Raw genomic sequence first — 18,007 nt, forward strand, 5'->3', positions numbered from 1 at the left:
CAAGGGTAACCTTTTTGTTTTCCGGCATAACCGACACTATGTATATCGTATATATCCTATTTTCCCGGAGTAATGAGAAGATTTATACAGGGCATACTACAAACCTTGTAAAAAGATTTCACTTCCATAATATACATGGGCGTCAGCGATGGACACTGCAATACAGGCCATGGGAAGTTATTTACCTGGAAGTTTTTGAAGACAAGCCCACTGCCATGAAACGGGAGTGGTTATTGAAATCCGGCAAGGGACGTGCCTGGATTTGGGGGAAGATCCAACAGGAATATTATGCTAAAGGATTTATCAGCAATGATTTAAGTGATTAGCTGCCACAAACAGGGGCTCCTGACAGAGAATGACATATTATCTTCAAACACGGAGTTCCTGATGGAGCTAAGTTTGTTGTGCCATATTTTACCAGATAATCCAGGTAAACAGGCTCCGGCAGGAGCCTCATATTTGTAGCTTCGAACTATTTTTTGGTGCCGCGCGATATAAGAAAAATAATCAGGATCACTACAAAAGCTACTGCAATGATGCCTGTCCATACACCTGCCTTGAAAATACCGCCTACTACCTCACAGCTGCTTAATAACAGGATGGCGAAGCTGAATAATGCCAGTTGTAAGTTTTTCATATCATCTGATTTAGATGTGGTATATCATACTCTGTGCCAGACTATTACTTCATATGTCTGAAATCCAGCAACAGCGATACAATATGTGCAGACAGCTGATCTGAGCGTTTGTAGAAGGAATATCGCAGTGCCACTTCCTGAAAAGCACTATGCTTAAATATGGGTTTAAACATAGCATACCGCCCTGTAATACCCACTTTGTAGCTATTGAACTTACTCAGGTCATAATCAGATGTGTAGAAGTCTTCCGTCAGCAGATGCTGATCAATAGGCTTAAAATACCTGGAAGGCGTTTGTGTGTAAAAACGTACAAGAGGAGATAATGTAAATAAAGGACTGGTTTTCACCGGTAACTCCAGCTGAAAGGTATGCCCGGTAATACCAAAGTTGTCCCGGTAAAACCGGTAATAGGAGCGGAGTATCACGTTATTACCAATGAATGTATTCAGCTGCACCGCCAGTGGCACCTTCCATCTTTCACGTGGAAGATTCTCTACTTTCACCAGTCCGGTGTTAAAATACACCCGGTGGAAAGGAGTGGAGAGCAATCCCCGCTGATATACCAGCTCCGGATAAATCGCCAGCTGCATACGCTGGTTAATCACCTGGTATAATGCCAGACTAAGATTATAAGAGGAGCGGCGGTAAATATCAAACCATTGCTGATCACGCAACTCTACAGGATATACTAATGTTTTCGGATAATAATAATCAGGATCAAATCTTCCCCAGCGCAGATCGTCAAAGTAACATTGCAGGGATGCTGATATCTGCCGGGTATGCGTAGCATTATCATGAGAGACAGAAACGCCTACAGGCAGAGACATGTAATCGGACTCTATCGAAAAACCTGCATTAATACCCGCTGTAATACCAGACTTCTTCATCAGACGGTTATACCCGCCTGCAATATGAAACCGCTTATCCACGCGGGATGCAGAGGATAATACATAATCAATATTGTCCGTAGAAGCAGAAGATATCACATCTATGCCTGCATTCAGGTATCCTGAATTTACAGAATCACGTTGATGCGTCAACGTAAACTCGGATACATATACCTGCAGGTTCTCCGTACCTTTACCTCCGGTTACCGCAGAATGGTCCCCATCCTGTGTATAATAAGAAAATAGCAGCTGTATATCCGATTTGGCAAGTTGTTGTTTCTTATATACCGTGCTATCGTTCCTTTTTTGCGCAGTTGCTGTAAAATAAGCCATCAGCAAGGCTGCCGCAACAAATATTCTTTTCATGTCTGATCAGTTACAACCACATCCTCCGCTACCTTTCCCTGTTCCGCCACCACTACTCCCTTCACGGTAAGACTGTGCGCTTTCATCTAATTTTTCTATTCCTGCTTTTCCTAATTGCATATTGGCATCATTCAGATATTGCCGCTGATAAGGCTTTACCGTAGCACAAGCCTGTAGTAACAATACCACAAGAATGATGATTAATATGCCGCTCTTATGCTTTTGCATGTATTTGAATCTTTTCCGACTGAAATATCTTGTTCTTACTATCGATGATGATACAATGTACATCCGGTAACTGGTTAATGAAGTCCAGTCCTACGGAAGGTCCCATTACTGTTACGGCCGTTGCCAGGGCGTCCGACAATTCTGCACTGGGGCTTATCACTGTTACGCTTTTAATATAGGGGACCGGTTTGCCCGTTCGGGGATCTATATTATGTGAATAACGGATACCATTCCTTTCTATATACTGTTCATAATTACCAGACGTTGCTACAGACGCATTTTGTACAGGTAGCCACATTAGCATCTTTTCAGGATCATCAGGGTTTGCAATACCTACTTTCCAGGGTTCACTACCCCAGGCGCTAAGGTCGCCACTGGCATTTATCACGCCGCTGCTCGCTCCCGCAGCTATCCACAATGCCTTTACCTTATCTGCGGCATATCCTTTCCCTATCGCCCCAAAACCTATCCGCATACCTTTCTGCTGTAACAGGATACGGTTATTATCCAGTAACGTAATATAGCGGTAGCCGGTTTTTTGAAGGGCGTCTGCTATTGCAGACGATTGAGGCCACTGAAAATTGTGTTGTTTGAAATTAAAGAGGCGTTTCAGTAAGCCGGAAGAAATATCAAAGGCTCCCTGGGAGATAGCGCTTAAGCGCAGACAACGTTGTATCAGCTGGTATACCTCGGCTGGTACTGTAACCGGTTGTAACCCGGCATTGGCATTCAGCTGCGCCGTAACAGAAGTATCATTGAACTCTGTGAGTAATGCCTCTATCCTTTTAATTTCAGCTACACCCTGTTCCAGCCTTTGCTCCGTTCCTATCAGTTCAAAATCAGAACCCATTAAGCGGATATGGAGCTTGTTATCAGGCATTACTTAAGCAGTTGTTTGAGGGTACTGATAAAATCAGAAGGGGATTGTTGCCTTACAGGGACGGCTGTGATCAGTTTCTTTTCAGGACTTAGCAGCACTATATGCGGAAAGGCCCCCTCAGGATTAAAAGCGGCTGCCAGGGAATCGTATTGTGAGCGTAAGGGGGCAGCTATCTTTTTACGCTGGGGGAAGTCTGCTTCCAGCAGCACGAGATTATCTCCTGCAAAGCGCAGGAAGATACTGTCGGATAATATGGCCTTGTTGAATTGTATACAGGGGATGCACCAATCAGAACCTGAAAAAACCAGCATTACCTTTTTGCCTGTTTTTTTTGCCAGGTCGAATGCTTTATTGGGGTTTTGCATAATCTGTGCTTCACAAACCGCACAAGAGAACCACATTCCCACGAACAGTAACAGAATAAGTCGCATAATGCGATGATTTTTATGGCATGGCTACCGCGCAAATATAGTTAAAAATACTATATACCTTCCTGGTCCGGATGCTTTTCGGACGAATCCTGTTGTTTCTTAATGAGCGGACCAGCCGGCTTTTCGACTGGTATAACCTCATCTGTTTGTGTCCCGGTTTGGGGGACATTTTCTTCCTTCCGATAAACATCCTGTCCCATCCTGATTTCCACCTGTTGCGGAGAAGGATGCGCAATCTTAATCCCTGCCTGTTGTAATTGAGAATAAATATCTATCAGAATTTCACTTTTCAAAGTCCCCGCCTGTCCAAGGTCACTAATCCAGAACGAAACTAAAAAGTCGATCGCATTATTTCTGAAATTAGCCAGTAATACCGCGGGTTCGGGTATTTCCAGCACGCCTTCCTGTTCTTTAATACATTTTTTAAGAATATCAGAGACTGCTTTAATATCCGAGTCATAAGCAACGCCTATGGGCAGATCTATCTTACGGGTGCGGTTATTCACTGTCCAGTTTACCAGTTGCTGGGCTATCAGGTCCCCGTTAGGGACAATCACCTCAGAACCATCTCCTGCAGATATCTTACTGGATCGGATGCCTATTTCTTTTACTACACCGGAACGGGTACCTAACTCTATCACATCGCCCACCTCTATTGGTTTTTCAAATGCCAGTATCACTCCGGATACAAGATTGTTGACAATATTCTGCAAACCGAAACCGATACCAACACCCAATGCGCCAATTACAATGGCCACTTTATCCATTGGTATCCCGGATGCTGCAAAGGCCAGCAGCGTACCGGCGCCTAATACGGCCAGTCGTATTAATAATATTGCCGAACCCACTCCTTTACGGGGTTGTGAAGTTTTACCGGTATAGCCCATCAGGTAAGAGATGATCTGCGTGATCACTGTAGATATCCAGATTATCAATAAGAAGATGATCACACTGCTATACGAGAAAGTGATATTCCCGATTTTACGTTCTTCGCCCAGGAACTCGCTGACGAAATCATAAATAGCGTCATAAATATACAGGTTACGGGTCATCAGCACTAGCCATCCTATAGTAGCGATGATATAAAAGAAGGCCTTAAGTTTATTCTTGATATTCTGATAATCTATCAGAGAGATAAATGTGCTGGAATCTTTATTGGCCTCTACCTGTAAATAAATAGCTTCCATTAATATTTCAACCATCAGCACAATGCTCAGGGCCATTGTAATATTCACTACGCTTGCCGCTCCAATGATCTTAGCCGCGGTAACCCGTGCTATAATTACCAATAAAAGAGAAAAGGAACTCATGAGGATGAACAGCCATATCGCAGAACGGGAATATTTCGGCAATGGCAGGGTTGTATTACGCAGGCTCTGTAATAAATAAACGCCTAATGTAATAGAGAGGATCGCTCCTGCAAAAAGGCCCCATTGCTCGGTAAAGGTGGCCTGTATCAACAGGTTATTCACGCAGTAAATAGCCAGTAATAACACCAGGAATAACCATCTTTTAAAAATATGAACAGGAATATTTTCCCTGATGATAAAAGTGGCAGAAAGGACAGTAATTCCCCATGCTATCTCTGCATATAGAATAGGATACTGGATAGATAATAATGAAGTAAATGTCGCTACTAATAGGATAGCGCTGGCAATAGGATGACGATACAGATATCTTGAATGCTGTAAGATAGATTCTGCTTCTGTAGGTTCATGATGTAGTCTTATCTTCTTTGTATTAAACCGTACCCACCATAAAAAGGCAATACCTGCCAATAACCATATGAAAAACAAGGGTCTTCGTACTGCATAAAAGATCTCCAGTACGCTGATGTTCTTACGCAGGGAATGACTTAACACCTGTGTAAACTTCGGACCTTTTTTATTGGGCAGCGGAGGTTCCCATAAATAGCTAAAGTCCTTGTTAAACATTCTGGAGCTAAATCCGGATAACTGGAAATCCATGTCTTCCAACAGATTGGTAGACTCAATATATCTCTTCGCTACTTTGTTCTGTAATAGCCCCAGGTACAACAGGTTTCGTTTATTCGCACTGTCTACCTGCCGCCATTTTCCTATCAATGTCGCCATTTGTCCTACGTAAATATCACGCAGCTGATCTTCTGCGGGGATGTTGCGCATGGCAGTATCTTTCCGTAGTAGTTGTAAGGTATCGCTGATATTTACCAGGCGGTCATAGTATTTAAAAAGATTATCCTGCCATTTATCTAATCTCCATTCCAGTTGCAGCAATAATACCCGGTTGGTATAGATGTCATGTACGTTAGGAGTGCTGCCTAAGCTGGCAATATCTCTTTTGATAACTAATAAAGAAGAATCTATTAAAGGAAGATTTTCACTGATACCGGCGGTATCGAGTCCGCGTCTTAGCGTACTCATTACCTGGTTCAGCATGAGGGTATAACTTTCTAATCTGTTGATGATAACGGCAACGGATGTATCAGATAATTTAAGCGTGGATTTACCGGAGGCGGTATCTTTTACCTGTTGAGAAATAATTTTGCTGAGGGTGGCGCTGTCCATGGGCTTGGCAGCAGGTTTAATGACCTGTGCCTGAATCCCTGTAAAAGATAAAAGGCAGAGCAGGATGATAAGAATGCTCCGGGGGGTATGGATCAGCATGTACAAACAATTTAAATTTTGATTTTAGTGATGGTGCGAAGCACCATCACTAAAAAATAATCATTTCTCCCACTTTACTTTCTCTTCCATTGGTTTCAATCTACGACCCACCTGTGCAGGTTCATCTGTATATCCGAGGTAAAAAATCCCCAGCACTTTATCTTCCTCTCTCAGGGAAAGATATTCCTTCATAGCAGGGTGGAAGGTCATTCCTCCGGAGCCCCAGTAACCAGCCAGTCCTAAAGCTGTAGCGCCCAGCCAAAGGTTTTGGGCAGCACATCCTACTGAAACTATTTCTTCTAATTCAGGAATCTGAGGTTTATTTCCTCTCTTCATACAAATCACGATCACGTGCGAAGCAAGATCTCCCTGTTGCTGTAATTTTTCATAATTACCCGGGATGAATTTGTCCGGAGCCGTATTGGCTTTGTATATTTCTGCATGATCATTACAGAAGCGTTTTACGGCATCTCCTGCAAATACTGCAAAATACCAGGGTTCAGTATAACCGTGCGTAGGAGCCCAGTCGGCCAGTTGTATTAACTGTTGTACCTGTTGATCGGGAATCTTTTTACCATTCATGCTGAATGGTTTGATATTCCTGCGTTGTTCGATGATGCTTGTCAGGTTGGCGATATCCATGCTTTAAAATTTATAAGGTCAGTTTTTGTTTCCATGCTTCCGGCAGACGGCCTACTTTCCGTTCATTATAATCAAAGTAAATCATCCCTGATTTCGCCTCTGAAATAACGATTGTTTTATTTTCCCGCGTAGTAGTAATACGGTAATAGATATCAAATCCAAAGGAAGAGATATCACCTGTACCAACGGCGATATCAAAAATGTCCCCGTGAAAGCCTTCGCCTTTATATACTACGGCAGCATCCGCCATAATAAGTCCTAATCCTTTTTCTTTATCCAGCTCCTGGTAACCCAGAGATGCCAGGAAGCGGATCCTTGCTTCGTGTATCAATGACAGGATGGAATCATTGCCCACATGCCCGCCATAATTTACATCTTTAATGGTTATCTGGATCTGTGTCGTAAAGCCCAGCTTTTCCGGGAGGTCTATTCTAACTCTAGCCATTTAATTATTGTTTTTCAAAAAGTTAACCAGTTTATGAAATGCTTTTGCCCGGTGACTATACTGGTTTTTCTCAGTTATATCCATTTCTGCAAATGCTTTTGCCGCACCGTCCGGTATAAAGATGGGATCATATCCAAATCCTTTGCCACCTTTGCGTTCCGTCAATATCGTACCCGGACAGATCCCCTCAAACTGGTATTCTTTTCCTTCCAGGATAAGGGAGATAACGGTGCGGAACTGAGCTTTACGGTTGGAAGAACCGTCCAGCTCCTGCAATACTTTGCTGATATTGTCATCAGCAGATTTCTGTTCACCCGCATACCTGGCAGATAATACGCCCGGAGCACCGTGCAGGGCTGGTATTTCCAGGCCCGTATCTTCCGAAAAGCAATTTTTCCCCGTCATATTATTAATAGTAACGGATTTTTCTGTAGCATTGGCTTCGAGTGTATCATGAGGCTCCGGGATATCTATATCGATACCAGCTTCCTGCAGGGTGATAATGGAGAAGCTGTCTCCCAGTACGGCACGGATCTCTTTTACTTTATTCTCATTGTTGGTGGCAAATACAAGTGTCATCGCAATTATTTAAACATTCAGGAGCTGTTTCAGGCCCGTCCATAATTTTCCTTTCAGGACCTTATCCTGGGAAATATCTAAAAAGGCATCGGAGTACAGTAGCTGGCAGCCGCTTACCTGCATCACCTGGTAAGTAGGAAAAGTCTCCAGGCCCAGGCTGGCAGGAGATATCCCGAACAGTACGCACTGTTTCATGGGAACAGCGGCCTGCCATGCTGTAAAGGGCATTGCAGGATATTGTGATATATTTATGAGTGCAATGTCCTGCATACCTAGTTTACAGGCATTTAAGATATTGGTGAGGAGATTAAATAATTCATCGTTTAAATATGCCTCACTTTCGTTTTGTATTAACAGAGTTATGTTTTTTTGATTTTCTCCTAAAAATTTCACCTTAGGAGGCGCTTCCTGTACTTTTGGCGCAGGACTGTTTTTCCCCGGAACAATCGGCTGGGTATATATCCTGGCTAACAGATAAGGGTCCAGTTGAACCTGATCAAGAGACATAAGTGTATAGTTTTAAATAAATGTAAAGGTCCCGCTTGGGGAAAAAACAGTTTATTTGCATTTCGCAGTGAGCAAATGTAAGTGTATTCAATTTTAGATTCACGATTTCCGACTTTAGATTTGAAATCTTCACGGTTAAGAAAAACATCAAAACAAAACTAATTAAGTCTCATGATGGCAGTAGATCATCCAACAACAAACACCGTTCGGGAGGAAGCTTTAAAGAAAATAAAGCTGAACCTGACGAAAGAAAGCAGGATAGGCGAAATTGATTTCAACAACCTGCAATTCGGTAAGAAATATGCAGACCATATGCTGGTAGCAGATTTCGATGGGCAGGAATGGAAGAACGCAGAGATACTGCCTTTCCAGCATTTGTCGGTAAGTCCGTCCAATGCCGCCTGGCATTACGGGCAGGCCATTTTTGAGGGAATCAAGGCGTATAAGGACCAGGAAGGAGAACCTATGATTTTCCGTCCGTATGATAACTATGCGCGTTTCAATATCTCTGCAGAAAGGATGGGTATGCCATCTGTACCTGAATGGTTGTTTATTGGCGGGATGGACCTGTTGATCGATGCAGACCGTAAATGGGTGCCTGCCAACCAGGGCAGTTCTTTGTACCTGCGTCCTTTTATGATCGCTGCCGATGAGTTTATTGGTGTAAAACCTTCTGATACATATAAGTTTGTTATTATAACATCTCCGTCAGGTCCTTATTTTAATAAGCCTATCAAACTGCTGGTGCAGGATAAATATATACGGGCCTTTCCCGGAGGCGTAGGATATGCCAAAGCCGCCGGTAACTATGGTGGCGCCATGTACCCTACCATGCAGGCTAAAAAACAGGGGTATGACCAAATATTGTGGGTAGATGGGGCAGCGTTCAAAAATCTGCAGGAGTGTGGTACCATGAACGTATTTGTGATCATTGGTAATAAAGCTATTACACCTGATCTGACTCAGGGAACTATCCTGGCAGGAGTAACCAGGGCCAGTGTGATGGATATTTTAACGGATATGGGACTCACAGTAGAGGAAAGACCTATCTCTATAGAAGAGGTGGTAGCTGCCTGGAAAGATGGCAGCCTGAAGGAAGTATTTGGTACCGGTACGGCTTCCAGCGTAGCTTACGTAGAGCAGCTGGACTACAAGGAAAACCTGATTAAGCTGGATACTACCAAATATTCTGTAGGAGCGGAAGTGATTGAGCGTCTGGATGCTATACGCACCGGCAGGGCAGAAGATACCCGTAACTGGAATTATAAAGTAGGAAGTAGCGCGCTTTAATCTATCTTTATACGCATGACACTTGCAGATTTTATAACATCTCTGAGTCTGGAAGCGCCGCCACAAGGGCTGTCGTCTTATTCCCGGGCACTCTGGTGGGATGGAAAAGGTAACTGGCAGAAGGCACATGATATTATAGAGGACCTGGGTGATGATACAGCAGCCTGGGTACATGCCTACCTTCACAGGAAGGAGGGCGATAATGGAAATGCCCGATACTGGTACGCACGTGCGGGGCGAAAGATGCCTGAAATTCCTTTAAAGGAGGAGTGGGAGGTGATAGTGAAAGCGCTGAATAGCGAGAGACCGGAAAAAAATGTTTAAAACATTTTGTTATTAACACAGAGAAGTATACCTTTGCCCTCCCAAATTCCCATTCTGGGTGATTTGGATGTCATTGTAAACCGACAGAAAAAAAAACTAGGTAGAATGCCTACTATACAGCAATTAGTAAGAAAAGGAAGAGAAATTATCCGGGCTAAATCCAAGTCCAGGGCTTTAGATAGCTGTCCGCAGCGCCGTGGTGTATGTACACGTGTGTACACTACTACTCCTAAGAAGCCTAACTCTGCACTACGTAAAGTAGCGAAGGTGCGTTTGACGAATAAAGTGGAAGTGATCGCTTACATTCCGGGTGAAGGGCACAATCTGCAGGAACACTCTATCGTGTTGATTCGCGGTGGTAGGGTAAAAGACTTGCCAGGTGTGCGTTACCATATAGTACGTGGATCTCTGGATACTGCCGGTGTAAAGGATAGGAAGCAGAGCCGTTCCAAGTATGGTACGAAAAAGGAAAAGGCTAAGAAATAATACATTATAAAAAAGTTGAAATCTTTCAGATAAAATGAGAAAGCAAGCTGCAAAAAAGATGCCTTTGGCTCCGGATCCGCGCTTTAACGACAAACAGGTAACACGGTTTGTTAACAACGTGATGGAACAGGGCAAAAAAAGCATTGCCTTTAGGATATTTTATGATGCGATCGACAGAGTAAGCCAGATGACCGGTGATAACGGTTACGAGGTTTGGAAGAAAGCTCTGGTGAACGTAACTCCTGCCGTAGAAGTTAGAAGCCGTCGTATCGGTGGTGCTACCTTCCAGATCCCTGCTGAGGTTCGTCCTGACAGGAAGATCTCCCTGTGTATGAAATGGTTGATCCGTTTCGCAGGTGAAAGGAATGGTAAGAGCATGGCTGAGAAGCTGGCTAGCGAAATCGTAGCTGCAAGCAAAGGTGAAGGTGCTGCTTTCAAAAAGAAAGAAGATACCCACCGTATGGCAGAAGCTAACAAGGCATTCTCTCACTTCAGGATTTAAAATCTCCTGCCGCTAAGGTAGATGGTTTATAAAGATATAAGGGAAACATCCCGGGATAACCCCGGGGTGTTTCCCTTTTTATATGCCTGAAAGAAACCACTTTTTGAGGGGCTCCTTCATATCTCCTTCATGTCTCCTTCATGTCTCCTTCATACCTGAAGCATGGATGATCCATGTCTCACCCATATTAACCGCGCACTTGTCGCTGTGAGCGACAACCGGTTTGTAATGAAAATGTAATTGTTGACGAAAGCCGGAGAAAATAACAATTTGGCAAAACAGGACGTTTTATTTATTGGTAAATAATAGTTACCTTTGCCCCCCAAATTGTATTATATACAGTCATTTTAATATTATATGGCAGACTTAAGATTTCAGAGAAACTTTGGTATTGCGGCGCACATTGATGCGGGTAAAACCACTACCACAGAGCGTATCCTGTATTACACAGGTAAATCCCACAAAATTGGGGAAGTGCACGAAGGTGCTGCCACCATGGACTGGATGGCACAGGAGCAGGAGAGAGGTATTACCATTACATCTGCTGCGACTACTTGTTTCTGGAAATTCCCAACCTTACAGGGAAAGATTCAGCCAGATTCAAAAGAGTATAAATTTAACATCATTGATACTCCCGGTCACGTGGACTTTACCGTAGAGGTAGAACGTTCCCTGCGTGTACTGGATGGTCTGGTAGCGTTGTTCTGCGCCGTATCCGGTGTTGAACCTCAGTCTGAAACCGTTTGGCGTCAGGCTAACCGTTACCGCGTACCCCGTATCGGTTTCGTTAACAAAATGGACCGCTCCGGTGCTGACTTCCTGAACGTGGTAAAACAGGTGAAGGAAATGTTAGGTGCTAATCCTGTTCCCCTGATGCTGCCTATCGGCGCTGAAGATACCTTCAAAGGTGTGGTTGACCTGATCACTATGAAAGGTATTATCTGGGATGAAGAAGGTAAAGGTGCTACCTACCAGGAAATCGAAATTCCTGCGGACATGAAGGACGAAGCAGAAGAGTGGAGAGCTAAACTCGTAGAATCAGTTGCTGATTATGACGAGAAGCTGTTGGAGAAATTCTTTGAAGATCCTAACTCAATTACTGAAGACGAAATTCACGAAGCAATCCGTAAGGCTACTATCGACATCGCGATCATTCCGATGTTGTGCGGTTCTTCCTTCAAGAACAAAGGTGTACAGAAAATGCTGGATGCCGTTTGCCGTTACCTGCCTTCTCCAATGGATATCGATGCTGTAAAAGGAACTAATCCTGACAATGGCGAAGAAATCGAACGTAAACCAGATGCTAAAGAACCATTCGCAGCACTGGCCTTTAAGATCATGACCGATCCTTTCGTAGGTCGTCTTGCATTCTTCCGGGCTTACTCTGGTCACCTGGATGCTGGTTCTTATGTACTGAATACACGTACAGGTAAGAACGAGCGTATCAGCCGTATCATGCAGATGCACGCCAACAAGCAGAACCCTATCGATTTCATCGAAGCCGGTGATATCGGAGCTGCTGTAGGTTTTAAAGATATCAAAACAGGTGATACCCTGTGTAACGAAGATCATCCGATTATTCTGGAATCAATGACCTTCCCTGAGCCTGTAATACACATCGCCATCGAGCCTAAAACACAGGCAGATATGGATAAGATGGGTATGTCAATCGCTAAATTGGTAGAAGAAGATCCTACCCTGAGAGCGAGAACAGACGAAGAAACCGGCCAGACCATCCTCAGCGGTATGGGTGAACTTCACCTGGAAATCATCGTTGACCGTATGCGTCGCGAGTTCAAGGTAGAAGTTAACCAGGGTGCGCCACAAGTAGCATTCAAAGAAGCACTGACTACCACCATCGAACACCGCGAAGTGTACAAGAAACAAACAGGTGGTCGTGGTAAATTCGCGGACATCCAGGTTACGATCGGACCTGCTGACGCTGAATGGCTGAAAGAAAATGACGGTAAATCATTCCAGTTCGTGAACGATATCTTTGGAGGATCTATCCCTAAAGAATTCATCCCTTCTGTACAGAAAGGTTTCGAACAATCCATGAACAATGGTGTATTAGCTGGCTATCCTCTGGATAATCTGAAAGTACGTCTGTTTGATGGTTCCTTCCACCAGGTTGACTCCGATGCTATGTCATTTGAGTTATGTGCTAAATCTGCTTTCCGTGAGGCCGGTAAAAAAGCCAAACCAGTTTTACTGGAACCAATCATGAAAGTGGAAGTACAGACGCCTGACCAATACATGGGTGATGTTACAGGTGACCTGAACCGTCGTCGTGGTATGCTGGAAGGTATGGAAATGAGAAATGGTGTACAGGTAATCAAGGCTAAAGTGCCATTGAAAGAAATGTTCGGTTATGTAACCCAGCTTCGTTCAATGTCATCTGGTCGTGCATCTTCTATCATGGAGTTCTCTCACTATTCACCTGCTCCTAACAGCATCGCTGAAGAGGAAATAGCAAAAGTGAAAGGTAAAGTGAACGCAGACTAACTCTGAATACGTTCTAAATTTATATGGTCCGTCCTGCTTTATGCTGGACGGACTTTTTTTTGTTAGTCTCCCACCTTAAAAACAGCTTAAGAAATGATTAATAATTGATTAATCCCCTGCAGAGCCTGTAACTTCTTTCGTAATATCGCGTTTTATAAAGTGTTAATTAGTGTTAACTACCGTTAAATACTGTTAAATTACATTTTCTAAGTAACTGATACCTATATCTGTATGGTTTTTATTACACCTTCCGTTAAGCGACCTGCACTATTCTCCAGGATAATGCACCCGCTTACTATTGGAATCATATATATGCTCATAACGATCATATTGTATGTACAGGCGATTCTGACAGAACGGTACAATAATTTTGTCATCTTCCGGGCTTCTTTTTATCATCTTATTCATGGGATGCCATTATATCAATTGTATCCGGCCGAATATTACGATTACTTCCTATACCATCCCTCTTTTCCTATACTATTTGCGCCCTTTGCAATATTGCCGAAAGAGATAGGATTACTATGTTGGTTGCTGGCAAGTACAGCCCTGTTCCTGTACACATTGCGTAAGTTGCCACTGGAGGTAAGCGTAAAGTCCTCCATAAGCTGGTTCCTGCTTATAGAGCTAAGTAATGCTATACAGTCAGAGCAGACTAATCCTGCTGTTGCAGCCTTTATGCTACTCACAGTAATCCATCTGCAAAGAGGGCAGTCTTTCCGTGCAGCGCTTTTCGCCAGTCTGGGCTTCTTCATAAAAGGCTATGGAGCTATCGTTGCGCTGGCGTTTCTCTTTTTTCCACGTAAAGGCGCCTTTATTGGATGGAGCCTGTTCTGTGGTATTATAGGCTCGGCTTTGCCACTACTTTTTATCTCTCCTGCACAATTGTTACAGCATTATACTGATTGGGGACAGCTATTAACAAGTTCTACTATAAAAGAAGACGGTTCTTTACTGGGCATGTTACATGTAATGCTGGGTTTAGGCCCGGCATTGATTGCCGGTTTTGATAAGATGATGCTTTGCCTTGCAGTCATCGGCTTATTGTATGCGTTGATTTGCGGGTATTTAAAACCAACACCGGTATATCCCTGGTTGCTCACCACATACCTGCTTATATGGGTGGTTATATTTAATCAGAGTACAGAAGCTCCAACCTACATAATTGCCATGACAGGTGTAGGTATAGGCTGTTATATGATGCCATTGCAACAAAGGTGGCGGAATATATTACTCTGGTCGGCTTTCATCATTGTATCACTATCTCCCACTGATCTTATTCCCCGCTGTATTAATCAATATGCTATTGCCTGGCACGTAAAAGCGTTGCCTTGTGCTGTTGTACTTCTTTTTTTACAGGCAGCTATAGGGGGACTGAAAATATCTACCGTTTTTAAAAAGTAAAGTAGTGTAGCATAGACACATATATATTATAAGAGGATTAAAATTTATTAATTAACTGACCGTTCCAACGGAGCAGAACGGGGGTGGTATGTAAAAATACGTTATGTCTGAACAGCTGTTTATTAAACATGTAACTGTTGGTACAAAACCTAGGTACAAACAGGTAATGACCTCGGGATTTGATCTCATTTTACCATGCTTTAATCCTCCTGAGGGCTGGGTAAAAACATTGGAACATCATTTTACTGAATTGGTTAACATCATGGAAAATGTCCCCGTACAGTTGATTGTGGTCAATGATGGATCGGTCAGGAATTTTGGTCCCGTTGAAATTACTGCACTGCGAAAGGCAATACCTGATATCATTATTGTTGATAATCTGGTGAACAGGGGAAAAGGTTATGCAGTAAGGGAAGGTGTCAGGAGAGGCTGGTATGATTTTCAGATCTATACAGACCTGGATTTTCCTTTTGGAACAACGGTGCTGAAACAGGTATACATGCAGTTGATAGAAGGCGCAGATATCGTTGCAGGAGAAAGAGGCAAACTGTACCTGGAGGTATTACCAATGAAAAGGAAAATTGTCACATTGATCAGCCGGATATTGAACAGGCATATTTTAGGTTTAAAAGTAGGAGACGCACAGGCCGGTCTTAAAGGCGTTAACTATAATGGACGGCAGCTATTGTTAGCTACACAAATAGACGGGTTTCTGTATGACAGCGAATTTATTCATAAAGCATCTAAATTATCAGGATTAAATATTACAGCTGTTGATATTACATGCAGACCTGAAATTAATTTCTCCTCTTTTGGTCTAAGATTGTTATGCCGCGAATTATTGAATTATATCTCTATATTAAAATCAAAGTAAAATGAATACCAGCAGGAAATTATTAATCAGTGTGGATGTAGAAGAGTTTGATATTCCGGAAGAATATGGGGTAAGGGTTAGCCCCGAAGATAAATTGAATATTTCACGTAAGGGATTGCTGATAATGCTGGATCTGTTCGACAAATACAATGTAAGGGCGACCTTTTTTGTAACCGCTTACTGGGCGCAGCATCATCCGGAGTTGGTACGGCAACTGGCCGTTCGGCATGAAGTCGCTTCCCATGCACATTTTCATAGCGATTTCGAGCTCGCTCATCTGGAAAGTTCCAGAACTGTGCTGCAAAAAATAACCGGGAAGCAGGTGTATGGTTTTCGGATGCCCCGTCTGCAAAAGGTGGATTATATGGCCTTAAAGGCAGCGGGTTATGTCTATGATGCGTCTGTTAATCCCACCTGGCTGCCGGGAAGATATAATAACTGGGACAAGTCCAGGACGATGTTTACTGAAAAAGACTGCTATATCATTCCAACATCCGTTTCCCCCCTGATCCGTTATCCCATCTTCTGGCTAAGTGTGAAGAATATGCCGGGTTTTGTAACGAGATATTTCAGCAATATCATTTTGAATAAAGACCACGTACTTTCCTGTTATTTTCATCCCTGGGAATTGTGCGATCTCGAAAAGTACAGCCTGCCTGCTTATATCTCCCGCGTAAGCGGGCTTAAAATGAAAGCGCGGCTGGAAAGCTTTCTGCAATTCTTACAGCAGAAAGGGGAGTTTTGCCCTCATATTGAATGGCTGAACAATCAATTGCATGAAAACTATTAACCACTGTGGCATCCTTTTTGAAAAGATAGCTTATATACGTATGTAAGCCCCTGATACCTACCTTTTTATTCAAGCTTTTCCTATGTTATCCTAATGGCTTAAAGTAGCGTCCTATGAATTTTCGATGGCAGGTATTAACTAAAACAAAAATTCATAACATGAAAAGAATCCCAACACTAACCATCGCCCTGATGGCATTATCTATTGGCACCACAGCAGTTGCGCAAACGCAAAAAGGTAATTTAATGGTAGGTTCAGACATCACGGACTTTGGTTTCACCTTCCAGAAATCAAGTACCCGGTTTAATTTCAATCTAAATCCCAAGCTGGCTTACTTTATCAAAGACGACCTGGCAATAGGTGGGTATGTTAATTTCGGACTGTCAACCAGCAATGGTGCCGGTTCTGATGTGAATTATGGGGTAGGAGCATTGGCGCGTTATTATGTCCACGATAAGAATACAGAGAAACTGGAGTTCTCCAAACGAGCCCGTTTCTTTGTAGAAGCAAATGCTGGATTTGGTGGTCAGAATCCGGCCAGTGGCGCTTCTACTAATGGCGTGCAATTAGGTGTCGGCCCCGGCTTATCCTATTTCATTACGCCTAACGTAGCGTTAGACGCGTTACTGAAATACGATCTGATCGTTGGCGGAGGGAACTCTACTACTTCCCAGAACCTGGGTTTTAGTTTGGGGTTCCAGATCTTCCTGCCAACATCAAAGGCAAAACAGATTATGCGCGAGGAAAAGATGATGAAATAAGAAAACTGATTACATGAATGTATTGGAAGAACAGCTTTATAGCTGTTTTTCCCGTTTTATGTAAAGATGTACACACTTTGAACAATTTGAACGAACATCTTGATAATGAATGTAATGAACAGACTTAATGCAATCGATACCCTTTAACTTTATCCCGGAAAGCGGGTTTACTCTCAGGTGCCTGTTACTCCTGGGATTGCCGAAAACCAGTGACAGAGTAGGCTTAACATCAATATGTAAGACATGACAGCTACCATTCTTTCTGCACTGATGAAATTTATTAAAACTGTTCTGGGCGGACTCTAAGCACCACAATGTTGCACATTGAAAGGTTCTGGTATTGTACCAGAGCCTTTTCCCATCTTACAAGTCATTGAAAATGAATAAAATGAACGATTGTGGTATTGAATATTGCCGTTAATTTTATTTCAGGAAGATGATCATCGCCTTTGGGATTGCCGAAAACCAAGAATAGAGTAGGCATTACACGTCTGAACGACCATTATATGGACCTGTTAAACCAATTACTGGCAACAATCCTGGCATTGTTGCAATCACTGCTGGGTGGTTTGTAGCCTCAGCCCTCTTGATCCATGAGAAAATGTTAAGCCACAACGCGGCATTTTCAAATTTTTAAAGGAATCCCCTTGTTACGGCAAGGGGATTTTTTTGTTCATTCCTGATTGCTAAATAAACAGGCTATTTTATGGCACTGAATAAAATGGTTAAACTGATTGATAATGAACGAAATGAACAGCTTTTATTTGGGTGCTTGCAATTAATTTACAGGCATGTTTCCGGCTATTGGGAACAATTGGGATTGC

Annotated in this window: 20 protein-coding genes; 10 read left to right on the plus strand and 10 right to left on the minus strand. The window is 43.0% G+C overall.

Annotated elements, in window-relative coordinates; translation table 11 throughout:
* The first annotated feature begins 38 nt into the window (after window positions 1-38).
* Entirely contained in the window at window positions 39-326 is a 288-nt protein-coding gene (locus GO495_RS08330; RefSeq protein WP_089782448.1) for a GIY-YIG nuclease family protein, read from the plus strand.
* Between the two features lie 146 nt (window positions 327-472).
* Here the strand turns inward: GO495_RS08330 and GO495_RS08335 are convergent, their stop codons facing one another.
* The 10 genes from GO495_RS08335 to GO495_RS08380 are packed head-to-tail and all read right to left on the minus strand — an operon-like array spanning window position 473 to window position 8,247.
* Complete coding sequence (locus GO495_RS08335) at window positions 473-637, minus strand: phosphatidate cytidylyltransferase (protein ID WP_157299256.1); 165 nt, start codon at window positions 635-637, stop codon at window positions 473-475.
* A 44-nt stretch (window positions 638-681) separates the two neighbouring features.
* The gene (locus GO495_RS08340) at window positions 682-1,890 is read right to left on the minus strand and encodes a DUF3570 domain-containing protein (protein ID WP_157299257.1); all 1,209 of its coding nucleotides are present in this window, start codon (window positions 1,888-1,890) and stop codon (window positions 682-684) included.
* A gap of 6 nt (window positions 1,891-1,896) precedes the next feature.
* Entirely contained in the window at window positions 1,897-2,118 is a 222-nt protein-coding gene (locus GO495_RS08345; protein WP_157299258.1) for a DUF4266 domain-containing protein, read from the minus strand.
* Complete coding sequence (locus GO495_RS08350) at window positions 2,105-2,998, minus strand: FAD:protein FMN transferase (RefSeq protein ID WP_157299259.1); 894 nt, start codon at window positions 2,996-2,998, stop codon at window positions 2,105-2,107. Before GO495_RS08350 ends, GO495_RS08345 begins: the two co-directional genes overlap by 14 nt.
* Window positions 2,998-3,429, minus strand: a complete 432-nt coding sequence (locus GO495_RS08355; protein ID WP_157299260.1) for a thioredoxin family protein — start codon at window positions 3,427-3,429, stop codon at window positions 2,998-3,000. Before GO495_RS08355 ends, GO495_RS08350 begins: the two co-directional genes overlap by 1 nt.
* 50 nt (window positions 3,430-3,479) lie before the next feature.
* Window positions 3,480-6,074 carry a mechanosensitive ion channel family protein gene (locus GO495_RS08360; RefSeq protein WP_157299261.1) on the minus strand — a complete coding sequence of 865 codons (2,595 nt, stop codon included), beginning with the start codon at window positions 6,072-6,074 and terminating at the stop codon, window positions 3,480-3,482.
* Window positions 6,075-6,134: 60 nt separating this feature from the next.
* Window positions 6,135-6,716, minus strand: coding sequence for a nitroreductase family protein (locus tag GO495_RS08365; protein ID WP_157299262.1), 582 nt, complete (start codon window positions 6,714-6,716; stop codon window positions 6,135-6,137).
* A gap of 10 nt (window positions 6,717-6,726) precedes the next feature.
* Entirely contained in the window at window positions 6,727-7,161 is a 435-nt protein-coding gene (locus tag GO495_RS08370; protein ID WP_157299263.1) for a thioesterase family protein, read from the minus strand.
* A complete protein-coding gene (gene rdgB / locus GO495_RS08375; protein ID WP_157299264.1) occupies window positions 7,162-7,740 on the minus strand; it encodes an RdgB/HAM1 family non-canonical purine NTP pyrophosphatase in 579 nt (192 codons plus the stop codon).
* A 9-nt stretch (window positions 7,741-7,749) separates the two neighbouring features.
* Complete coding sequence (locus tag GO495_RS08380; protein ID WP_157299265.1) at window positions 7,750-8,247, minus strand: hypothetical protein; 498 nt, start codon at window positions 8,245-8,247, stop codon at window positions 7,750-7,752.
* A 171-nt stretch (window positions 8,248-8,418) separates the two neighbouring features.
* Here GO495_RS08380 and GO495_RS08385 point away from each other — a divergent pair, with 171 nt between their 5' ends.
* The 9 genes from GO495_RS08385 (at window position 8,419) to GO495_RS08425 (ending at window position 17,183) form a co-directional block, all read left to right on the plus strand.
* Complete coding sequence (locus GO495_RS08385) at window positions 8,419-9,537, plus strand: branched-chain amino acid aminotransferase (RefSeq protein WP_240915192.1); 1,119 nt, start codon at window positions 8,419-8,421, stop codon at window positions 9,535-9,537.
* A gap of 15 nt (window positions 9,538-9,552) precedes the next feature.
* A complete protein-coding gene (locus GO495_RS08390) occupies window positions 9,553-9,861 on the plus strand; it encodes a hypothetical protein (protein WP_157299266.1) in 309 nt (102 codons plus the stop codon).
* Window positions 9,862-9,966: 105 nt separating this feature from the next.
* Window positions 9,967-10,347, plus strand: coding sequence for a 30S ribosomal protein S12 (rpsL, locus tag GO495_RS08395; RefSeq protein WP_012789278.1), 381 nt, complete (start codon window positions 9,967-9,969; stop codon window positions 10,345-10,347).
* A 34-nt stretch (window positions 10,348-10,381) separates the two neighbouring features.
* A complete protein-coding gene (gene rpsG, locus GO495_RS08400) occupies window positions 10,382-10,849 on the plus strand; it encodes a 30S ribosomal protein S7 (protein WP_157299267.1) in 468 nt (155 codons plus the stop codon).
* 357 nt (window positions 10,850-11,206) lie between these two features.
* Window positions 11,207-13,354, plus strand: coding sequence for an elongation factor G (gene fusA, locus GO495_RS08405; RefSeq protein ID WP_157299268.1), 2,148 nt, complete (start codon window positions 11,207-11,209; stop codon window positions 13,352-13,354).
* Between the two features lie 312 nt (window positions 13,355-13,666).
* Complete coding sequence (locus GO495_RS08410) at window positions 13,667-14,758, plus strand: glycosyltransferase family 87 protein (RefSeq protein ID WP_157299269.1); 1,092 nt, start codon at window positions 13,667-13,669, stop codon at window positions 14,756-14,758.
* A gap of 103 nt (window positions 14,759-14,861) precedes the next feature.
* The gene (locus tag GO495_RS08415) at window positions 14,862-15,632 is read left to right on the plus strand and encodes a glycosyltransferase (protein WP_157299270.1); all 771 of its coding nucleotides are present in this window, start codon (window positions 14,862-14,864) and stop codon (window positions 15,630-15,632) included.
* A 1-nt stretch (window position 15,633) separates the two neighbouring features.
* Window positions 15,634-16,422, plus strand: coding sequence for a polysaccharide deacetylase family protein (locus GO495_RS08420; protein ID WP_157299271.1), 789 nt, complete (start codon window positions 15,634-15,636; stop codon window positions 16,420-16,422).
* A gap of 158 nt (window positions 16,423-16,580) precedes the next feature.
* Complete coding sequence (locus GO495_RS08425) at window positions 16,581-17,183, plus strand: porin family protein (protein ID WP_157299272.1); 603 nt, start codon at window positions 16,581-16,583, stop codon at window positions 17,181-17,183.
* Window positions 17,184-18,007: the final 824 nt, after the last annotated feature.

Source organism: Chitinophaga oryziterrae (assembly GCF_009758125.1).
Classification (GTDB): domain Bacteria; phylum Bacteroidota; class Bacteroidia; order Chitinophagales; family Chitinophagaceae; genus Chitinophaga; species Chitinophaga oryziterrae.

What these genes read in the sequence shown, in the direction of transcription:
- GO495_RS08365 (WP_157299262.1), bottom strand. Translation starts at nt 6,716, where the DNA reads ATGGATATCGCCAACCTGACAAGCATCATCGAACAACGCAGGAATATC.
- GO495_RS08415 (WP_157299270.1), top strand. Translation starts at nt 14,862, where the DNA reads ATGTCTGAACAGCTGTTTATTAAACATGTAACTGTTGGTACAAAACCT.
- rpsL (WP_012789278.1), top strand. Translation starts at nt 9,967, where the DNA reads ATGCCTACTATACAGCAATTAGTAAGAAAAGGAAGAGAAATTATCCGG.
- GO495_RS08345 (WP_157299258.1), bottom strand. Translation starts at nt 2,118, where the DNA reads ATGCAAAAGCATAAGAGCGGCATATTAATCATCATTCTTGTGGTATTG.
- fusA (WP_157299268.1), top strand. Translation starts at nt 11,207, where the DNA reads ATGGCAGACTTAAGATTTCAGAGAAACTTTGGTATTGCGGCGCACATT.
- rpsG (WP_157299267.1), top strand. Translation starts at nt 10,382, where the DNA reads ATGAGAAAGCAAGCTGCAAAAAAGATGCCTTTGGCTCCGGATCCGCGC.
- GO495_RS08385 (WP_240915192.1), top strand. Translation starts at nt 8,419, where the DNA reads ATGATGGCAGTAGATCATCCAACAACAAACACCGTTCGGGAGGAAGCT.
- GO495_RS08340 (WP_157299257.1), bottom strand. Translation starts at nt 1,890, where the DNA reads ATGAAAAGAATATTTGTTGCGGCAGCCTTGCTGATGGCTTATTTTACA.
- rdgB (WP_157299264.1), bottom strand. Translation starts at nt 7,740, where the DNA reads ATGACACTTGTATTTGCCACCAACAATGAGAATAAAGTAAAAGAGATC.
- GO495_RS08410 (WP_157299269.1), top strand. Translation starts at nt 13,667, where the DNA reads ATGCTCATAACGATCATATTGTATGTACAGGCGATTCTGACAGAACGG.
- GO495_RS08420 (WP_157299271.1), top strand. Translation starts at nt 15,634, where the DNA reads ATGAATACCAGCAGGAAATTATTAATCAGTGTGGATGTAGAAGAGTTT.
- GO495_RS08390 (WP_157299266.1), top strand. Translation starts at nt 9,553, where the DNA reads ATGACACTTGCAGATTTTATAACATCTCTGAGTCTGGAAGCGCCGCCA.
- GO495_RS08355 (WP_157299260.1), bottom strand. Translation starts at nt 3,429, where the DNA reads ATGCGACTTATTCTGTTACTGTTCGTGGGAATGTGGTTCTCTTGTGCG.
- GO495_RS08335 (WP_157299256.1), bottom strand. Translation starts at nt 637, where the DNA reads ATGAAAAACTTACAACTGGCATTATTCAGCTTCGCCATCCTGTTATTA.
- GO495_RS08350 (WP_157299259.1), bottom strand. Translation starts at nt 2,998, where the DNA reads ATGCCTGATAACAAGCTCCATATCCGCTTAATGGGTTCTGATTTTGAA.
- GO495_RS08360 (WP_157299261.1), bottom strand. Translation starts at nt 6,074, where the DNA reads ATGCTGATCCATACCCCCCGGAGCATTCTTATCATCCTGCTCTGCCTT.
- GO495_RS08425 (WP_157299272.1), top strand. Translation starts at nt 16,581, where the DNA reads ATGAAAAGAATCCCAACACTAACCATCGCCCTGATGGCATTATCTATT.
- GO495_RS08380 (WP_157299265.1), bottom strand. Translation starts at nt 8,247, where the DNA reads ATGTCTCTTGATCAGGTTCAACTGGACCCTTATCTGTTAGCCAGGATA.
- GO495_RS08370 (WP_157299263.1), bottom strand. Translation starts at nt 7,161, where the DNA reads ATGGCTAGAGTTAGAATAGACCTCCCGGAAAAGCTGGGCTTTACGACA.
- GO495_RS08330 (WP_089782448.1), top strand. Translation starts at nt 39, where the DNA reads ATGTATATCGTATATATCCTATTTTCCCGGAGTAATGAGAAGATTTAT.